A 17,391-nucleotide genomic window follows, 5' to 3' on the forward strand; every position below is an offset into this window, starting at 1 on the left:
ATGTTCGATACCGTCCTTATCGCCAACCGCGGTGAAATCGCGCTGCGCGTCCTGCGCGCCTGCCGCGATCTCGGATTGAAAACGGTGGCGGCGCACTCGGAGGCCGATGCAAGCCTTCGCCATGTCGCACTGGCGGACAAGGCCATCTGCATCGGACCGGCTGCCGCGACGGAGAGCTATCTCAACATCGCCGAGATCATCGCGGCTGCGCAACTCACCGGCGCGGGCGCGATCCATCCGGGCTATGGTTTCCTTTCCGAGAACGCCGCCTTCGCCGAGGCTGTCGAAAACGCCGGCCTCATCTTCGTCGGGCCATCCGCGACGGCGATCCGCACCATGGGAGACAAGGTCTCCGCCAAGCGCACGATGATAGCCGCCGGCGTTCCCTGCGTTGCGGGCTCGGAGGGCGCGCTGCCGCAGGATGAGCAAGAGGTGCGCGCCATTGCAGAGGCCATCGGCTATCCGGTCATCGTCAAGGCAGCGGGTGGCGGGGGCGGGCGCGGCATGCGTATCGTTCGCGATGAGCAGGCTCTGATGGAAGCCGTTTCCATGGCGGTGAAAGAGGCGGACCGGGCCTTCGGCAACCCGCAAGTCTATCTGGAAAAATTTCTCGAGCAGCCGCGCCATATCGAGATCCAGATTCTGGCGGACAAGCACGGTAGGGCTGTCTGGCTCGGCGAGCGGGATTGCTCCATGCAGCGCCGCCACCAGAAGATCATCGAGGAGGCGCCGGCGCCCGGCATCGCCCGCGAGGCGATTGGCGAAATCGGCGACCTCTGTGCCCGCGCATGTCTGACCATCGGCTATACAGGTGCCGGCACGTTCGAATTCCTCTACGAGGACGGGCGCTTCTCTTTCATCGAGATGAACACCCGCGTGCAGGTGGAGCATCCCGTCACCGAGCTCGTCACCGGTATCGATATCGTGCGCGAACAGATCCGCATCGCCCGGGGCGAGCCGCTGTCGTTCAGCCAGGAAGACATCCGCATTCAGGGCCACGCCGTGGAATGCCGCATCAACGCTGAAGATCCATACAGCTTTCGGCCGCATCCGGGCCGGGTCGAGCGCTGGACGCCGCCCGGCGGTCCCGGTATCCGCGTCGAATCGCATCTCTACTCAGGCTACACCGTGCCGCCGCACTACGATTCGCTGGTGGCGAAGCTCCTGGCGCATGGCGCGACGCGGGCCGAGGCTATCGGGCGCATGCGCGGGGCGCTGGGCGAGATGGAGGCAGTCGGCATCGCCACCAATGCGCCGCTGCACGGTATCCTGATGGAGGAGCCCGGCTTCGCCGCCGGAGGCTTCGATATCCATCATCTCGAACATCTCATTGAAGGCGGCCTGCTCCAGGGACGAGGCGGCGATGACGATTGAGGAGATCGAAAGGCTGACCGCCTGGTGTGCAAGCGCCGGCATAGGCGAGATCGAAGTGTCGGAGGCCGGCTTTTCGCTGCGGCTGCATATGCAGGCCGTTGTTGCCGAAACACCTGCGGCTGCGGCCGAAGCGCCGGTGCCCGAAACGGTCTTCAAGGGCGTGCGTGCGCCCGGAGTCGGCGTGTTCCGTATCGATCATCCAACGACCGGCCACCCTGTTGCCGGACCTGGCCAGACGGTCCGCAAGGGCGAGACGGTCGGCGTCCTGCAGGTCGGCCCATGCCTGAAGGCCGTGCTCGCGCCGGCAGACGGCGTGCTGGGCGCGGCACTGATCAAGGACGGAGCGGTCGTCGGTTACGGCACGCCGCTCTACGAACTGGTGTGAAGGCAAAGGCGATGGTTCGAACCACTGAGGAAAGCGCCGTGGCGGCCGAAGGATTGCAGGTCGATATCAATTCCGACATGGGCGAGGGTTTTGGAGCCTACAGGCTCGGCGACGATGCGGCTATCCTCGACATCGTCAGCTCCGCCAATGTGGCCTGCGGCTTTCATGCCGGTGACCCCGAGATCATGGCGGCCACGTTCTCGATGGCGCGCGACAAGGGCGTCGCCGTTGGCGCGCATCCGAGCTTCGCCGATCTGTGGGGGTTCGGACGCCGCGTCATCCCGCATTCCATGGATGAGATCGAAAGGCTGGTCGCCTACCAGATCGGCGCGGCACAGGCGCTCTCCGCCTATGCCGGCCACCCGATCCGCTACGTCAAGGCTCATGGCGCGCTGGGCAATCTTACCCAGACCGATCGTGGCGTCGCCGAAGCGGTGACGCGCGCGGTCAAGGCGGTCGATCCCGGCCTGATCTGCCTGGCCATTGCGCTCGGCTTCCAGGACAGGATCGCGCGTGACGCTGGCCTGGCGGTCAGGTCCGAAATCTTCGCCGACCGCGCCTATACGGAGGAAGGGTTTCTTGTATCGCGCAAGCTGGAGGGCGCCGTCATCCACGATGCCGAGAAGGCTGCTGAACGGGTCGTGCGGATGGTCAAGCAAGGCGCCATCGAGACGCTTTCCGGGCAGTTGCTGCAGACGCCGATCGATTCAATCTGCGTCCACAGCGACACGCCAGCGGCCGTCGCCATCGCCGCGCATGTCAGGAGACGGCTGGAAGCGAACGGTGTCAGGGTCCGAGCGTTCGCTGCCTGAGCACGGCCGAACGGTTACGCGGCCGCGCCGAGGGCACGGCCGCGTCCGTTTCAGAACCAGACGTCGCTGAGGCGATGGCCGCGTGGATAAGGGTCTGTCGGGTCGAGGCCATATTGGCCAATACTGGTGATCCAGGCTTGTCCAGCGATGGTGACCACGACCGCGTCGCGGTCGCCGACGTGCGCATTGGCGATCACGCGGGAATCGAAATGGGTCCCGATGATCGACCTGTTGCGGAACAGCTCGCCTTTGGCGATCTGGCCCTTTGCCGACATCACCGCCAGTCGCCCGGTGGTGCCGGTGCCTGTCGGCGAGCGGTCGAGCCTGCCATGCAGGCATACCGTGCCGTTGATGCTTTCCACGCGCCCGTCGACGCGCTCGATCGGACCTTCGAAAATCACGTTGGACACATCGCGGATCTTCGGGTTCTCCGGATGCACGACAACGAGCTGCTCGTTGACGGCTTTCTTGATGCGTTGGCCGATCAGCGACATCTGGTGTGCCTCGTCGGGTTTGACAGCGAACCCTAGTGCGCGCGCATTGACATGGGCGAAAGTCATGCCGCCATAGGAGGTGTCGACGGTGATCGTGCCAAGCCCCTCGACTTCGACTGGCGTGTCGAGGTGGACTGCGAAAGCCGGCACATTGGTGAACTCCACCTGCTTCACCTTGCCATTCTCGCAGAGGCAGCGCACCTCGATCATGCCTGCGGGTGCCTCCATGCGCAGCCGCGTCTCGGGTTCCTTCATAGGCACCATGCCCGTCTCCAGCGCCACGGTGGCGACGCAGATGGTGTTGGAGCCCGACATGGGCGGGTATTCAGTGCTTTCGAGGATCACATAGCCGAGGTCGGCCGAGCGATCGCAGGGCGGCAGGATGATGTTGGCGTTGACGTAGGGCGCGCCGCGCGGCTCGAAGAGGACGAGCCCGCGTATGTCATCCATATGCTCCTGGAGATATTCTTTCTTTTCGAACATGGTCTTGCCGGGCACGTCCATGACGCCGCCGGTGATCACATTGCCGACCTCGCCCTCGGCATGGCAGCCGACGACCGTGAATGTTCTTGACCAGCGCATTTTTTCTCCCTTTCCCCTTGATGACCAAATCTGAGTGAGGCGGACGGATCACCTCAAACGCCGCCGAGTCCTTCTTCAAGAAATCGATCGAGTTGTTCGATCTCCTTGGCCGAGAGGCTGATGCCGTTACTCTCCGATGCTGCTCGGGCAATGAATCGCCGCTGCGAGGGCAGGCGCGCGCCCTGGCCAAGGATCGCCTCGAACAGAGCTTCCGCACGTCCCAGCGGGTTACCGGGACGGCTTGCGGAAAAAGCCTGCGGCGAAAAGGCGATGATCAGCTCTCCATGCGATGGATAAAGCGTCGTGGTGCCGAGCAGATCGAGCGCCTCGGGGCTGGTCAGGTCGCCGATCATGATCCCGGCGAGCAACTCGATCATCGTCGCGATGGCGGAGCCCTTGTGACCGCCGAAGGGAAGCATGGCGCCCGCCAGGGCAGCTTCGGGATCGGTTGTTGGCCTGCCGTCAGAATCCATGGCCCAGCCTTCCGGCAGCTTCTGGCCTGCCCGGCGGTGGAGCTCGATCTCGCCGCGCGCGGCAACCGAGGTAGCGAAGTCGAAAATATAAGGCTGTCCGTCGCGCGGCCAACCAAAGGCAAACGGATTGGTGCCCAGCAACGGTCCGTTGCCACCGGTCGGAGCGACCGTGGCATAGCTCGGGCACATGGCAAGGCCGGCAAGGCCTGCCTGCGACAAGGCTTCGACCTCCACCCAAAGGGCGGAAAAATGAACGGCATCGTTGATTGCGAGCGCGGCGATACCGCACGAGCGTGCCCGTTCGACCAGCACCGGCAGACCCAGTTCGAAGGCTGGGTTGGCGAAGCCGTGCTTCGCATCCACTTTGACGATTGCCGGCGCGCCTTGCGACAACAACTCGGGCACCGCGTTCGGGTTTACCTTCGCGGCCTTGATCGTCCGCAGGGCGCCTTCGATCCGGTAGACACCATGCGATTTGCAGGCGTCGCGTTCCGCCGCGACGATGACCCTTGTGATGGCGCTGGCCTGGATGGGGTTCACTCCGGCCTTGCGGAAAATTGCATCGACGCGCTCATGCAGGGCATCGATGGTGAGAACGGTGCTGGTCATTTCTGGCCTTCGGGTTTGGCTGCGCGAATGCAGGTGCCGTTAAAAATCCAGACCACCGGCAAAGGCTCTCAAATCCTGTGCAAGCAAAGCGGGCTGTTCGAGGGCCGCGAAATGACCACCGCGCGGCATCGCTGTCCACTGGCGGATGTCCTTGAAGACGCGCTCGACCCAGCTCCTTGGCGGCATCGGCAGCTCTTTGGGAAACAACGCCACCGCAAGCGGGACGTGGATCGCCGTGCCGGGCGCGAATGCAAGCGGACTGGCGCGCGTTTCCCAATAGAGCCGCATCGACGAAGCGACGGTCCGGGTGAACCAGTAAAGCGAGATGTCGGCGAGCATGTCGTCGCGCGAAAATGCGGCGTTGGCCAGATCGCCATCGCAATCGCTCCAGTCGCGGAATTTTTCGATCATCCAGGCTGCCAGTCCGACCGGCGAATCCGTCAGCCCGTAGGCAAGCGTTTGCGGACGTGTGCCTTGAATATGAGCATAGGCGCCGTGAAGGTCCGCCCATCCGGCTTTCCGTTCCAGGAACGCGCGTTCTTCCGGCGTCAAGTCACCATCCGGGCTTGCATCGTGAGGCGGTGAGAATGAGCCGGGGATGAAATTCAGATGCACGCCGGCGAGACTGTCTGGATGTGCGTGCGCCAGACAGGTCGACACGCTGGCGCCCAGATCGCCACCTTGCGCGAGATATCGCTTGTAGCCGAGACGGCTCATCAACTCAGCCCAAAGGTCGGCGACGGTGAACAGGTTGAGACCAGGCTTGGTCGGCCGGCTCGAAAAACCATAGCCGGGAATCGACGGAACCACGACGTTGAAGGCATCCTCCTGTCTTCCGCCATGCGAAAGCGGGTCGGTCAGAAGCGGGATCAGCTCATGAAATTCGAAGACGCTGCCTGGCCAGCCATGGGTGAGTATGATCGTTCTGCCGGTCGCAACAGCGGCGCGCGCATGGATGAAATGGATGGTTTGGCCGCCGATGTCCGTCTGGTAGTGCGGATGGGCGTTCCAGGCGGCTTCCTGCTTGCGCCAGTCGAAGCCGGTGCGCCAGTGCTGCATAAGCCGCCGCAGTTCCTCGTGCTCTGTTCCCTGCGCCCAGCCCATTGCCTGCAATTGGTCCGGCTCGCGCCAGTTCGAGATGCGCTTGTTCAAATCATCGATTTCAGACTGGGCGATCTCGATGGTGAAGGGGCGAATTTTCATGGGCTCCTCTGCTCGCCGACCATGAGGTTCCGGGCGGCGACAAAGTCGCGGCGTCGCTGCCAGTTCGTGCGAAGCGCTTCCGTCGACGCTTCGATCGAGACCGCTGAGAAACGCAGACGCGCCCCGACAGGCGCTTGTGCGAGCCGCCACAGGTCGGCTTCGATCACCGTAGCGATCTTCGGATAGCCGCCGCAAGTGTTGGCATCGGCAAGCTGGATGATTGGCTGGCCGGACGGTGGCACCTGGACAGTGCCGGGTACGATGCCGTGGGACAGCAATTCCAGCGGCGAGAGGAGCGAGAGCGTCTCTCCGGAAAGGCGATATCCCATCCGGTTGGCGTCGTTGGTGATGCTCCATTCGCATCCGGTGAAGGCTGCCTGGGATTCAGGGGTGAAGGCGTCGAACTCGGCGGCCGGCAGAACTCGCAACTCGAATGCCGAGGCAAAGCCGTCCACCGCGCCGCGTCGCTCTTCCAGCGCTGCGCCGATGCCGCCTGCGGGAAGCCGGCATTGCGCCGGGTTGAGCGCAAGCCGGTCACCGCGCGACAGGCCGCGCCCGCCGAGCCCGCCGAAGCCACCCTTCGCATCCGTCGCGCGCGACCCCATGACGAGGGGTAGATCGAGCCCCCCGGCAACGGCGATATAGGAACGCGCACCGGTGCGCGGTGCTTCGAGGACAAGCGTCTCACCGGCGCGGATCGTCATGGCCCACCAGGGCGGGCAGGGCCGATTACCGACGCTGACGGCGCAATCCGCGCCGGTGACAGCGACCGCGGTGTCGACATGCGTGCGCAGCCGGAACGGATGAAGCGCGACCTCGATCCCGGCAGCCGAGGGATCATTGCCCAGCATGAGATTGGCGATTGCAAGCGCTTGCCTGTCCATGGCGCCGCCATGGCTGACCCCCAGCGCAAGATGGCCAGGCCGGCCGAGATCCTGGATTGTGTTCGGCAGACCGGTGGTGAGGATCTCGATCATGCCTCAATCCCCGCGATTTCGAATCGGATCGTGTCTCCCGGCCAGAGCAGCACGGGCAATTCCGCTTCGGCGTTGAACAGCTTCACGTCGGTATGGCCGATCATGTGCCATCCGGACGGCGCAGTCATCGGCATGACGCCCGCCTGCGCACCGCCGATTATGACGGCGCCCTCAGTGACCTTCAGGCGAGGCGTGCTGCGCCTTGCCCAGGCAAGCCGTGGGTCGAGACCGGACAGATAGGGAAAGCCCGGCATGGCGCCGATGGCGGCGACGGTGTAGGCGGCTGCCGCGTGGCGCCTGACGGTCTCGTCGACAGATAGGCCGCAATGCGCGGCCCAGCCGGCGAGGTCCTCGCCGCGCGAGCCGCCATAGCTGACAGGAATAGTATGATTCGTGCCGGCCACCGCATGGGCATCGGTGCTGGTCCAGAGCGACATCAACTGATCGCCGACACTGTGGGCGTCCGTGGCGAGCGGGTCAAACACCACCAGCAGGTTGTTCATGCCGGGAACGGTCTCGCGCACCCCTTCGAGGCTCAGCGCAGCATTCGCTACCGCCCAGACCAGCTCCTGGGTGGCATCATCGAAAGCCCCCTGCGCCCCGTCGAGCAGCAGCGCGGCCGATCCCGCAAGACTGATGTGGGGCGTACCGACAACCATTGGCGGTCAGTCCTTCACCGGCATCGTATAATTCAGGATCAGGCGGCCGCCATCCGGATAGATGGTCTGGCCGACAATGTAGGAGGCGTCGTCGCTGGCCAGGAAGGATGCGACGCTGGCGATCTCCGAAGGTTCGCCACAGCGGCCGCTCGGCGTGCGCGACAGTATGGTCTGGCGCTGCGCTTCGCTGGCCATGACCGAGCTCTTGACCATGTCGGTTAGGATGGTGCCGGGGCCGATGGCGTTGACGCGAATGTTATGCGGAATCAATCCGACGGCCATCACCGCCGTCAACTGCTTGATGCCACCCTTGGACACGGCATAGGCGACGGAATTGGGAATGGCCAGGATGGCGTTGATCGACGACATGTTGATGATCGAGCCGCCGCGTCCCTGCGCGATCATGGCCCTTGCCGCGGCCTGCCCGAGAAGGAAGGGCGCCTTGAGATTGACGCGCTGAACCAGGTCGAAGGCTTCCTCGGGGAAGTCAACGAAATCGTCCAGATGGATGATGCCGGCATTGTTGATGAGGACGTCGACACCGCCGAATCGCTCCGTGGCCTTGGCAACAACATCGGCTGCCATCTCCTGGGTGCATTCGGAGAGATCCGCCGATAGCCAGGCGGCACGCTCGCCAAGACGTTCGGCATGCTCGCGTCCGCGATCGGCCTGCACGTCGACAAGCACCACCTTGGCGCCATCGGCATGAAAGCGCTCAGCGCAGGCAAGGCCCAGGCCTTGTGCCGCCCCGGTGACGATCACGACTTTTCCTGCGTGCTTCACAACCGAATCCCTTTTCACAATCATGACATCTATGGATATGTTATCCAATCTATCTTGAACTTTGACGCCATTGCAAGTCCGAATGGCAGGAGCGGTTGGGTCATTCTGACCAGACCTACGCCATTTATAAGTCGATTTGGCTTTTTTCTGCCGACAATCGCAAGGTCGGTTGACTCGACCGAATTAAGTATGATTGGATACTATATTCATAATAAGTGCCGACGATGAGGAGTGCAGGCGATGGCGGATGGATCACAGGAAAGCGAACTGATCGACGCGTTCCGCGCTCTTGCGACGCCGTTGATCAGCGACAATCTCGCTCGCGTTCCCGGCGCTGTCGGGTTGCGGCCGTTTCATCGGGTGAGTGGCGTCATGGCGGGGAGAGCGCTGACGGTCAGGACTCGTCCCGGGGACAACCAGTTCATCCATCGTGCGCTCGATCTGTTGCAGCCAGGCGACGTCATTGTCGTCGACGGCGGTGGCTATGAGGGGCGCGCGCTGGTCGGCGAGATCATGACAAGTGTCGCGGCTTCGCGCGGCGCCGCGGGCATCGTCATCGACGGCGCCATTCGCGATGCAGGTGCCATCGGCCGCAATCCGTTCCCATGCTTCGCGCGGTCGGCCATCCATCTCGGACCTTACAAGGATGGTCCGGGAGCCATAAATGTTCCGGTCTGCATAGGCGGCATGGTCGTCGGTCCAGGCGACATCGTCGTCGGCGACGAAGATGGCGTCGTGGCATTTCCAATGGACGGTGCCGCGGCCTTGCTGGCCGCCGTCCGGGCGCAGGAAGCCCGCGAGGCCGAGATCATGCAGAGCATCCAGGAGAACCGCTATCAGGGAGCCTATGCCCGTGCTTCCAGCGGCAGTCACTGATCGGCGGATCAGGAGCCTGCCGGTGAGAAATCGCATGGCAGGCTGGCGATCTTGCTCAACAAAACCGCTCCGCAACTAACCGAGGGGCGAAACAATGCATTTCGGGCACGCCGCCTGGATGCGCCAACAGGGGAAATGGAGAGAATTAATGGTTGTTTCCTTCAAGAGGCTTGCCAAGAGGCTGGCTTGTGCGACCGCCCTTGCCGGGCTGGCTATGACCACGATGGCCGCGGCTGCCGATATAAAGATCGGCATCGTGGCTCCCATGACTGGCCAACTGGCCAGTGAAGGGCAGGATATGGAGAACGCCGTGAAGATGGCGATCGACGCCGTCAACGCCCAAGGTGGCGTCAACGGCGACAAGATCATCACCACGACCGCTGACGACGCCTGCGATCCGCAGCAGGCGGTGACCGCAGGCAGCAAGCTTGTCTCGGAAGGCGTGACCGCCATCGTTGGCGGCTACTGTTCGGGTGCCGTCTTGCCGACATTGAAGATCTACGGCGACGCCGGCATTCCGTTCGTCATCATCGGAGCGAACTCGACCAAGCTGGTCGCCGCCAATCAGGGTAATGCCTTCCTCGCCAATTCGACCGGCGACATGCAGGCGACTACAGCGGTGGAGCTCTTCAAGAAGAACGGCTACAAGAAGATCGCGGTCGTCGACGAAGGCGATGCCTATTCATCCGACCTGGGCAAGCTGACCGCCGAAGCCTTCAAGGGCGCAGGCGGCGAAATTGCCGCCAAGGAGACCACCACGGCCGGCGAGCAGGACTATTCGGCGGTCGTCACCAAGATCAAATCAAGCGGCGCCGACGCCGTCTTCTGGACCGCCTACCATGCCGGCGGCGCACTGCTCACCAAGCAGCTTCGGCAGGCCGGTTTCCAGGGCGGCATCGTGCTGGGCGACGGCAACAATTCGCCGGAGTATCTGGAAATCGCCGGGTCGGCCGGTGAGGGCGTGTATCTGTTGTCTCCGCCGACCGTCGACCTCTTGTCCGGCGCCGCCGACTTCAAAGCCAAGTACAAGGAAACCTATGGTCGTGACGCCGGTGCCTATGCAGCTCTTTCGTATGATGTGGGCGACCTAATCGCCGATGCCATCACGCGGGCCAAGTCGGCGGATCAAAAGGCGATCATCGAGGCCCTCAAGGCGAGCGACTTCAAAGGCCTTGCCGGCGAAATCAAGTTCACCGACAAGAACACCCTCCAGACCTCGAACTTCCGCCCGGTGATCGCCAAAGGCGGCAAGTGGGTGGCTGTCGAATAAAGGCTAACCGGATTGATGCCGGGGCGGCCCTTGTGGCGGCCTCGGCGCCATCGCCGATTGTCTGGCGCGCCAACGCTGCGCCCAGACAAGACTTTTTCAATTCTGCCCCAGGAGCATCAATGACGCTCGACCTGCTTATTCAGCAACTGGTGAACGGTCTTATCGTCGGCTCGTTCTATGCCCTGATCGCGCTCGGCTACAGCATGGTCTTCGGCGTCATCAAGCTCCTGAATTTCGCCCATGGCGACATCTACATGAACGGCGCCTTCGTCGGCCTCATTGTGTTTTCCTTCGTCGGTATCTGGGTCGGTAATGGCTGGCTGGGCGTGGTCTGCGCCCTGCTGGTGTCGATGCTGGTCGTCGGCTTGCTCGGCGTCGTCATCGAACGTTTCGCCTATCGGCCGATGCGCAATGCGCCGCGCCTCTCAATCCTTATCACGGCGCTCGGCGCCTCAATGGTGTTGAACGGCACGGCACTCGCCCTGACTGGCGGGCGGCACTATGCCTTCAACACGGATCTCGGTTTTGCGGGCATCGACATTTCCACCGTTCACATCACCTACACGCAGGTGGTGCTGGTGGCCGCTTCGATCGCTCTTATGACCGGGATGCAGGCCTTTGTCTCACGCACCATGTACGGCAAGGCGATGCGCGCCGTGTCCATCGACATGGGGGCGAGCCGCCTGATGGGCATCGATGTCGACCGGGTGATCGCACTGACCTTTTTCATGGGCTCGGCGCTCGCGGCCGGCGGCGGGGTCATGGCCGGCGCGTACTATGGCAGTGTTCATTTCTTCATGGGTTTCATCATGGGGCTCAAGGCCTTCACGGCAGCCGTCATAGGCGGCATCGGCAGCGTCCCGGGCGCCATGCTCGGCGGCTTGCTGCTCGGCCTGCTCGAGGCTTTCGGTTCGTCATTGCCCTTCGTCGGATCGGAATGGCGTGACGTCTTCGTTTTCGGGACCCTGATCCTGTTCCTTGTGTTCAAGCCGACGGGCCTTCTTGGCCGCTCTGTCGTGGAGCGGGTATGATGATCGACGACGTGAGAACCATGCCGGCCGCCGGGCAACCGCAATTGATGCGCTGGTCCGTCGTGCTGCCCGGCCTGGCGGCACTCGCCGTCGCGCTGGTGTTGCCGCAGTTCGCCAACGCCTACGTGACGGAGGTGGCGACCACGGCGCTGCTCTATGTCGTGCTGTGCCTCGGCCTCAACATTGTCGTCGGCTATGCCGGCCTGCTCGACCTCGGCTACGCCGCCTTCTTTGCGGTTGGCGCCTACACGTCAGGCATCCTGACTGCGGAATTCGGGTTCAATTTCTGGCTCACCATCCCGGTCGCCATGGCGGCGGCCTGCGTGGCCGGCATCATTATTGGTGCACCGACCTTGAGGCTACGCAGCGACTATCTGGCGATTGTGACGCTGGGCTTCGGCGAGATCGTCCGCATCATCGCCCGCAACCTCGACATCACCGGTGGCGCGAGTGGTCTCATCGGCATCGAGCGGCCGGAGATCTTCGGCTTCAGGCTGATGCAGGTGCAGCACTTCTATTATGCGTTCCTGGTGCTGGCGCTGCTCACCGCCTTCGTCTGCCTGAGCGTCGAGCGGTCACGAATGGGACGAGCCTGGTTCTACGTTCGCTATGATGAGGACGCCGCCGCCGGCATCGGCATCAACCGTGTCACGGCCAAGCTGCAGGCCTATATGATGGGCGCGGTGATCGCTTCGGTTGCCGGGTGCCTCTACGCCGCCAAGATGACGGCCATCTCGCCGGAGAGTTTCACCTTCAACCAATCGCTTCTCATCCTGCTTGGCGTCGTCCTGGGCGGCATGGGCCGCATTCCAGGCGTCGTCCTGGGCGCCATTCTCGTGGCCCTGCTTCCGGAAGTGCTGCGCGGGGCGGGCACCTATCGTCCCCTGGTGACTGCGGTTGCGCTGCTGGCAATCATGCTCTTCAGGCCGAACGGGCTGTGGCCGGACAAGCGGGTTTGACCATGGCCTTGCTGGAAGTCCGCGATCTGCGCCTGAGTTTTGGAGGACTGAAAGTCCTTCACGATATTTCGTTCTCGGTTGAGAAAGGTGCCATCAACAGTCTCATCGGGCCGAACGGCGCCGGCAAGACGTCGCTCTTCAATTGCCTGACCGGCTTCTACAAGCCGAAGGGCGGCTCGATCAGCCTGAGCGGCCGGCCAATTACCGGTTTGCCGCCGCATCGCATCACCGCGCTCGGGCTCGCCCGTACCTTCCAGAACATCCGGCTGTTCAAGGAGATGAGCGTTCTTGAAAACGCCATGTCCGGCCAGCACTGCCGCAGCCGCCACGGGATTGTGTCGGCGATCCTGCATTTGCCGGCACAGCGGCGCGAGGAGGAGGCGATCCGCGCGATCGGCATGCGCTGGCTCGCTTTCGTCGGCATCGAGCAGCATGCGCATCGCCGTGCGGGTGGTCTTTCCTATGGGGATCAACGGCGGCTAGAACTCGCAAGAGCCCTGGCCTCTGCGCCCGAGCTCATCCTGCTGGACGAGCCTGCCGCCGGCCTGAACGAGCGCGAGAAGCTGGACCTCATACATCTGATCCGCCGTATTCGCGATGAAACCGGCGTCACCGTCCTGCTGATCGAACACGATATGGGGCTGGTCATGCAAGTGTCGGAAAAGATTGTCGTGTTCGACTACGGTCAGAAGATCGCCGATGGTGCGCCGGAGGCCGTCCGCGCGGACCCCAGGGTCATCGAAGCCTATCTCGGCACGGAGGATTGATGGACTCCGAGATTGTTCTCAGCGCGGACCGTATCGTTGCCCGCTATGGCGCCATCGAAGCGCTTCATGGCGTTAGCCTTTCGGTCAAACGCGGTCAGATCGTCGCCCTGCTTGGCGCGAACGGCGCCGGCAAAAGCACGGTGCTGCGCACGCTGTCCGGCCTCATTGCGGCGTCCTCTGGAAATGTCCGCTTCCTGGGCGAGGACATTACCAAGGCCCCGGCCCATCGGCTGCCGCATCGCGGGCTCGTCCACGTCCCGGAGGGCAGGCGTATTTTCGGCGACATGACGATCAAGGAGAACCTTGACCTCGGCTCGTTTACGCTTGCCGACGACACCGAGCGCCGGCGGCGGCTGGATCACGTTTTTGAACTCTTTCCCATCCTGGCGCGCAGAAAGAATGGCGATGCAAGGAACCTCTCTGGAGGAGAGCAGCAGATGCTGGCGATCGGCAGAGCCCTCATGGCCGCTCCCAAGGTGCTTCTGCTCGATGAGCCGTCAATGGGCCTGGCGCCGCAACTGATCAAAGAAGTTATGAACATCGTCCAGCGCCTCAATCGCCAAGGCGTCACCATCCTGCTTGTGGAGCAGAACAGCAAAGTCGCCTTGAAATTCGCCGACTACGGCTATGTTCTCAAGGCCGGGCGTATGGTGCTTGAGGGACCAGGCAGTGAACTTGCGAGCAACGAAGCGGTCATCAGCGCCTATCTAGGCGGCGTCGCCACGTAGCTGGCAAAGCCGCCAACACCCGGATTCTACAAATGATACCACCGGTCTCTATTCGACAAATAGCCGTGGGGAAGGACTTGGCACTCTAAGCCGGTCCCAGATCTTGGCTTAGCCGTTGGCGCTGATACCTACGATGGCATCTTCTTTAAGGCAGGCTGCGGCTCGCAGCTCATGTGACGTGCAGCGGCATCGAACATCACGAGGGCATCCAAGGGGGGCAGCTGCTGACGCAGGCTAGGCATAATGAAACGTTGTCCTACGCGCTTAAAATCATCTTTTGACCGGAGCAATTCACCCATACCACCCTAGCTCGCATTACAGCAACTGTTCCCACCTAGAGAAACGCGGAGCGTAGTATCTCCTCCCAATGGACCAACTGACGTGCTTTTGGCCTAGACGGGCAACACTTCCGAGCGCTTGACCTGGCCGAGCGCGAAGCTGCTTTCAATCGAGGCGATGTTGTCCAGACGCGTCAGCTTGTCCTTGATGAACCGCTCATAGGCGTCGAGGTCGCGCACCACGATGCGCATCAGGTAATCGCGCTGGCCGGTCATCAGATAGCAGTCGACAACCTCCGGCCAGCGCAGCACCGCCTGCGAGAAGCGGTCGAGATCGTCCTCGCGTTGCCGCTCAAGCTTGATCGACGCAAAAGCGCTGATCGGCAAGCCGAGCTTCTTCTGGTCGAGGACCACGGTGTAACCTTTGATGACGCCGGCGCTCTCCAGGAGCCTCACGCGCCGGGCGCAAGGTGAAGGCGAAAGACCGACGGCTTCAGCGAGGTCGTTCGTCGTCGCCTTCGCGTTCTTCTGCAGCGCGGCGATGATTTTGAGGTCGATTGCATCGAGCGTCGGATTTGGCACGTTTCCCTCGTCTGAGCGTCATTGTTGGCTGGATCAGCCAATATCATCGACAAGCTTGCGCAAGAATAGCCACTTTTGAGAGACCTTGGCCGTTATCGTTGAACCGCGATTTCACGGGAGCCGACGATGACGATCCTTTCCGAGCTTGAACGCAAGGTTCTTTGGCTGGCTGTCTGGATGATCCATCATGCCAATCATATCCGCGGGTCGGAGGACGGCCTCAAGGTCGGCGGACACCAGGCGTCGTCGGCGTCCGCCTCGACCTTGATGACGGCACTCTACTTCCAGATCCTCAGGCCTGAAGACCGCGTTGCCGTCAAGCCGCATGCGAGCCCCGTCTTCCATGCCATCCAGTATCTGTTCGGCAAGCAGACGCTCGAGCAGTTACAGAATTTTCGCGGCTATCGCGGCGCGCAGTCCTACCCGTCACGAACCAAGGATATCGACGATGTGGATTTCTCGACCGGGTCGGTCGGACTGGGCGTGGCGCAGACCCTGTTCTCCTCCCTGGTCCAGGACTATGTCAGGGCAAAAGGCTGGAATGCGGACCAGCCGGAAGGCCGGATGGTCGCCCTTCTCGGCGACGCAGAGATGGATGAAGGCAATATCTTCGAGGCCCTTCTCGAAGGCTGGAAGCACGGCCTGCGCAACACTTGGTGGATCGTCGACTACAACAGGCAGAGCCTGGATGCGGTGGTGCGCGAAGGCCTGTGGCAGCGCTTCGAGTCCATCTTTCGCAACTTCGGCTGGGACGTGGTGATCCTGAAGCATGGGACATTGCAACAGGTCGCCTTCGAGGAAGAGGGCGGCGAAAAGCTGCGGTCCTGGATCGACGCATGCCCCAATCAGCTCTATTCCGCGCTCACCTTCCAGGGCGGCGCCGCATGGCGCCGGCGTCTTCTGGACGACCTTGGTGATCAGGGACCGGTCAGCCGCCTGATCGAGAAGCGCAGCGACGAAGACCTTGCCGCCTTGATGGCAAATCTCGGCGGCCATGATCTGGCGAGCATCATCGATGCCTTTGAGGAAGCGCGCGGGCATGATCGTCCGACCTGCTTCATCGCCTATACGATCAAGGGCTTCGGCCTGCCGCTGGCCGGCCACAAAGACAATCACGCCGGATTGATGACGCCGGCGCAGGTCGAGGCGCTGCGGCAAGGCATGGGTGTGCGCCAGGGACGTGAATGGGAGATGTTTGAGGGCCTTGCATACGATGAGGCCGCGATCCGGTCCTATCTGGCGTCGTCGCCTTTCGCGCGGGCAGCTACCCGCCGCCACAAAGCCCCGGCCGTGTCCGTGCCGGCGCAGATACCCTGGAGCGCACAAATCTCCATGTCGACACAGCAGGGTTTCGGCCTTTTGATGCACGAGATCGCGAAGTCAGACAGCGATTTTGCAAAGCGTGTCGTCACCACGTCTCCCGACGTCACAGTCTCGACCAATCTTGGCGCCTGGGTAAACAGGCGGGGTCTGTTCGCGCGCGGCGACCATGCGGACGTTTTTCGTGAAGAACGCATTCCCTCGACCTTCAACTGGACGTTCTCGCCGTCGGGTCAGCATTTCGAACTGGGCATCTCGGAGATGAACCTCTTCACGATGCTGTCGGCGCTGGGTCTTTCGCACTCGCTTCACGGCGAGCGCCTGCTTCCGGTCGGAACGCTCTACGACCCTTTCATCGAGCGTGGCCTCGATGCGCTCAACTATGCCTGCTATCAGGATGCGCGCTTCATCCTGGCGGCGACGCCTTCCGGCGTGACGCTGGCGCCCGAGGGCGGAGCGCATCAGTCGATCGCCACGCCGCTGATCGGCATGGCGCAGGACGGGCTGGCGACGTTCGAGCCGGCCTATGTCGACGAGCTGGCAGTCATCCTGCGTTGGGCATTCGACTACATGCAGCGCTCCGGCGAGGCCGAGCCCGACGACCATAGCTGGCTGCGCGATCAGACGGGAGGTTCGGTCTATCTCAGGCTCTCAACGCGATCGGTCGAACAACCGTCTCGACAGATGGAGGACCCGCTGGCGCGCGCCATCATCGACGGCGCCTACTGGTTGCGCAAACCCGGGCCGAATGCCGCTGTGGTGATCGCCTATTCTGGAGCTGTCGCGCCGGAGGCGGTACAGGCATTGGGGCTGATGGCCGGTGACCGGCGCGATGTCGGGCTTCTGGCCGTGACCTCGGCCGATCGGCTGAACGCCGGCTGGTCGGCCGCGGCGCGGGCGCGGCAGTATGGCCATCCGCGCGCCACCAGTCATGTCGAGCGCCTGCTGGCCGGCCTGCCGACCTCATGCGCCATCGTGACGGTGTTGGACGGACATCCCGCAACGCTCGCCTGGCTGGGGTCGGTCCACGGCCACCGCACGCGCGCGCTCGGCGTCGAGCATTTCGGCCAGACCGGTACGATCGCGGATCTCTACCGGCACTACGGGATCGATGCGCAAGGTATCATGGCCGCGGCGCAATCTGTATCGGCCGGCCGGCCGCTGAGGCACCTTGGCTCGGTCGCCTGACGGTCCGCCAGCATCGCCTCGCGGCTGCTGGTGCGATCGAA

General features: G+C 62.9%; 17 protein-coding genes. 10 read left to right on the plus strand and 7 right to left on the minus strand.

The annotated features are described in order from the left end of the window. From accC to MESOP_RS13975, 3 genes are read left to right on the plus strand one after another with little or no spacing between them, the layout of a single operon-like run. Nucleotides 1–1,374, plus strand: a complete 1,374-nt coding sequence (accC, locus tag MESOP_RS13965) for an acetyl-CoA carboxylase biotin carboxylase subunit (RefSeq protein ID WP_013893960.1) — start codon at nt 1–3, stop codon at nt 1,372–1,374. Next, nucleotides 1,364–1,759 carry a biotin attachment protein gene (locus tag MESOP_RS13970; RefSeq protein ID WP_013893961.1) on the plus strand — a complete coding sequence of 132 codons (396 nt, stop codon included), beginning with the start codon at nt 1,364–1,366 and terminating at the stop codon, nt 1,757–1,759. Before accC ends, MESOP_RS13970 begins: the two co-directional genes overlap by 11 nt. Before the next feature lie 11 nt (nt 1,760–1,770). Continuing rightward, entirely contained in the window at nt 1,771–2,571 is an 801-nt protein-coding gene (locus MESOP_RS13975; protein ID WP_049802454.1) for a LamB/YcsF family protein, read from the plus strand. A gap of 50 nt (nt 2,572–2,621) precedes the next feature. Here the strand turns inward: MESOP_RS13975 and MESOP_RS13980 are convergent, their stop codons facing one another. The 6 genes from MESOP_RS13980 to MESOP_RS14005 are packed head-to-tail and all read right to left on the minus strand — an operon-like array spanning nt 2,622 to nt 8,351. Further along, complete coding sequence (locus MESOP_RS13980; protein WP_013893963.1) at nt 2,622–3,647, minus strand: proline racemase family protein; 1,026 nt, start codon at nt 3,645–3,647, stop codon at nt 2,622–2,624. A gap of 53 nt (nt 3,648–3,700) precedes the next feature. Next, complete coding sequence (locus MESOP_RS13985; protein ID WP_013893964.1) at nt 3,701–4,729, minus strand: Ldh family oxidoreductase; 1,029 nt, start codon at nt 4,727–4,729, stop codon at nt 3,701–3,703. Between the two features lie 39 nt (nt 4,730–4,768). Further along, nucleotides 4,769–5,932: an epoxide hydrolase family protein gene (locus MESOP_RS13990; protein WP_013893965.1), complete on the minus strand. Its 1,164-nt coding sequence runs from the start codon at nt 5,930–5,932 to the stop codon at nt 4,769–4,771. Next, complete coding sequence (locus MESOP_RS13995) at nt 5,929–6,909, minus strand: 5-oxoprolinase subunit C family protein (protein WP_013893966.1); 981 nt, start codon at nt 6,907–6,909, stop codon at nt 5,929–5,931. The genes MESOP_RS13990 and MESOP_RS13995 overlap by 4 nt, the downstream gene beginning before the upstream one ends. Further along, nucleotides 6,906–7,568 (minus strand): 5-oxoprolinase subunit PxpB, encoded by a 663-nt coding sequence (pxpB, locus tag MESOP_RS14000; protein ID WP_013893967.1) that lies wholly within the window; start codon nt 7,566–7,568, stop codon nt 6,906–6,908. The genes MESOP_RS13995 and pxpB overlap by 4 nt, the downstream gene beginning before the upstream one ends. A gap of 6 nt (nt 7,569–7,574) precedes the next feature. Then, nucleotides 7,575–8,351 carry an SDR family NAD(P)-dependent oxidoreductase gene (locus tag MESOP_RS14005; RefSeq protein ID WP_041164662.1) on the minus strand — a complete coding sequence of 259 codons (777 nt, stop codon included), beginning with the start codon at nt 8,349–8,351 and terminating at the stop codon, nt 7,575–7,577. Nucleotides 8,352–8,591: 240 nt separating this feature from the next. Between MESOP_RS14005 and MESOP_RS14010 the strand changes: the two genes are divergently transcribed. The 6 genes from MESOP_RS14010 (at nt 8,592) to MESOP_RS14035 (ending at nt 13,982) form a co-directional block, all read left to right on the plus strand. Next, entirely contained in the window at nt 8,592–9,227 is a 636-nt protein-coding gene (locus MESOP_RS14010; protein WP_013525175.1) for an RraA family protein, read from the plus strand. 148 nt (nt 9,228–9,375) lie between these two features. Next, nucleotides 9,376–10,497: a branched-chain amino acid ABC transporter substrate-binding protein gene (locus MESOP_RS14015; protein WP_245265090.1), complete on the plus strand. Its 1,122-nt coding sequence runs from the start codon at nt 9,376–9,378 to the stop codon at nt 10,495–10,497. Between the two features lie 119 nt (nt 10,498–10,616). Further along, the gene (locus MESOP_RS14020) at nt 10,617–11,528 is read left to right on the plus strand and encodes a branched-chain amino acid ABC transporter permease (protein ID WP_013893970.1); all 912 of its coding nucleotides are present in this window, start codon (nt 10,617–10,619) and stop codon (nt 11,526–11,528) included. Next, a complete protein-coding gene (locus MESOP_RS14025; protein WP_245265091.1) occupies nt 11,528–12,487 on the plus strand; it encodes a branched-chain amino acid ABC transporter permease in 960 nt (319 codons plus the stop codon). Before MESOP_RS14020 ends, MESOP_RS14025 begins: the two co-directional genes overlap by 1 nt. Nucleotides 12,488–12,489: 2 nt before the next feature. Beyond that, nucleotides 12,490–13,254, plus strand: a complete 765-nt coding sequence (locus MESOP_RS14030) for an ABC transporter ATP-binding protein (protein WP_013893972.1) — start codon at nt 12,490–12,492, stop codon at nt 13,252–13,254. Then, nucleotides 13,254–13,982 (plus strand): ABC transporter ATP-binding protein, encoded by a 729-nt coding sequence (locus MESOP_RS14035; RefSeq protein WP_013893973.1) that lies wholly within the window; start codon nt 13,254–13,256, stop codon nt 13,980–13,982. Before MESOP_RS14030 ends, MESOP_RS14035 begins: the two co-directional genes overlap by 1 nt. A gap of 392 nt (nt 13,983–14,374) precedes the next feature. On the opposite strand, the gene MESOP_RS14040 is transcribed toward MESOP_RS14035, so the two are convergent. Further along, a complete protein-coding gene (locus tag MESOP_RS14040) occupies nt 14,375–14,842 on the minus strand; it encodes an Lrp/AsnC family transcriptional regulator (protein ID WP_013893974.1) in 468 nt (155 codons plus the stop codon). A gap of 126 nt (nt 14,843–14,968) precedes the next feature. On the opposite strand from MESOP_RS14040, the gene MESOP_RS14045 reads away from it, so the two are divergent. Further along, the gene (locus tag MESOP_RS14045) at nt 14,969–17,350 is read left to right on the plus strand and encodes a pyruvate dehydrogenase (acetyl-transferring), homodimeric type (RefSeq protein ID WP_013893975.1); all 2,382 of its coding nucleotides are present in this window, start codon (nt 14,969–14,971) and stop codon (nt 17,348–17,350) included. Nucleotides 17,351–17,391: the final 41 nt, after the last annotated feature.

This window comes from Mesorhizobium opportunistum WSM2075, from assembly GCF_000176035.2.
Taxonomy (GTDB): Bacteria; Pseudomonadota; Alphaproteobacteria; order Rhizobiales; family Rhizobiaceae; genus Mesorhizobium; species Mesorhizobium opportunistum.